This is a genomic window from Mesorhizobium sp. M7A.F.Ca.CA.004.12.1.1, from assembly GCF_003997835.1.
Taxonomy (GTDB): domain Bacteria; phylum Pseudomonadota; class Alphaproteobacteria; order Rhizobiales; family Rhizobiaceae; genus Mesorhizobium.
In genome coordinates this window covers 1-1,225 of record NZ_RZRK01001214.1, presented here as the reverse complement: position 1 = coordinate 1,225, position 1,225 = coordinate 1, and the positions used below count along the sequence as shown (strand labels likewise).

General features: G+C 61.6%; 1 protein-coding gene and 1 pseudogene. Both read right to left on the bottom strand.

Annotation, left to right across the window (positions count from 1 at the left end; translation table 11 throughout):
* Window positions 1-209: 209 nt before the first annotated feature.
* Window positions 210-806, bottom strand: coding sequence for an adenylate kinase (locus tag EN984_RS35220; RefSeq protein WP_013531436.1), 597 nt, complete (start codon window positions 804-806; stop codon window positions 210-212).
* Window positions 803-1,225: pseudogene (locus tag EN984_RS35215) on the bottom strand (preprotein translocase subunit SecY); the annotation flags it as partial. The gene EN984_RS35220 and the pseudogene EN984_RS35215, both read right to left, overlap by 4 nt.

Sequence of the window (1,225 nt, the reverse complement as noted above, 5' to 3'; positions counted from 1 at the left end):
GTTCTTCCCTTCTCCATGTGGGCCGGCCAACCTCAAAAACGAGGCGGGCACGGCGCTGTCTTAAGTTGCCCCGCGTCCGGTGGAGGCCGGCCCATGCGGGAGTTTCCAGTTCAATGCGGCTGCCTTGCCCTTGCGGACAAGCAAAGCTCATGCCTGATAGGAAGACGGGCCGCCATACCGCAGCGAACCGCCTCCGTCAAGTGCAATCGTTAATTTCCCCGCACTGCGTCCTTGAGCACCGCTTCGATCTGTTCCGTCACGGCGTCGATATCGGCCATGCCGTCGACACTGCGGAGCTTGCCCTTGGCATAGTAGTAGCCAATCAGCGGCGACGTCTTCTTGTAGTATTCCCTCAGGCGCTCTTCGAACACGGTCGGGTTGTCGTCCTTGCGAACGGGAAGGCCGGCGGCCTGCGCCTCGTCGGCGCGCTTGACGATCCGGCCAACCAGGGCCTTGTCGTCGACGACGAGCTCAATGACGGCGTCGAGGCCCTGGGAGCGATCCGACAGCATCTGCTCGACCGCATCCGCCTGCACCAGGGTCCGCGGATAGCCGTCGAGGATGAACCCCTTGGCGCAGTCGGGCTGATCGATACGCTCGGCGACGATCGCGTTGACGATCGCGTCGGACACCAGTTCACCGGCATCCATCACCGCCTTGGCGCGCTTGCCGACTTCGGTGCCTGCCTGGACGGCAGCACGCAGCATGTCGCCCGTCGAGAGCTGGGGTATGCCGTGTTTTTCTACCAGTCTTTGTGCTTGCGTCCCCTTGCCCGCTCCTGGCGGCCCAAGCAATATCAACCTCATCTGGCTTTCTTCCCCCCGCGCAGCTTCGACTTCTTGATCAGGCCTTCATACTGGTGCGCGATCAGGTGGCCCTGAATCTGCGCAACCGTATCGAGCGTGACACTGACCACGATCAGAAGCGATGTGCCACCAAGGTAGAATGGTACGCCAGTCGCCGAGATCAGGAACTCCGGCAACAGGCACACCAGCACCAGATAGATGGCGCCGACGACGGTGATGCGGGTGAGAACGTAATCGATGTAATCGGCGGTGCGCTCGCCCGGACGATAGCCCGGGATGAAGCCCGAATGCTTCTTGAGCTGGTCGGCGGTTTCCTTCGGGTTGAAGACAATCGCAGTGTAGAAGAAGGCGAAGAACGCGATCATCGCCGCATAGAATGCCATATAGAGCGGCTGGCCGTGGCCGAGTGCGGCCAGGAT

Bases quoted from the DNA above. Each gene is read 5' to 3' on its own strand.
- EN984_RS35220 (WP_013531436.1), bottom strand. From the start codon at position 806: ATGAGGTTGATATTGCTTGGGCCGCCAGGAGCGGGCAAGGGGACGCAA.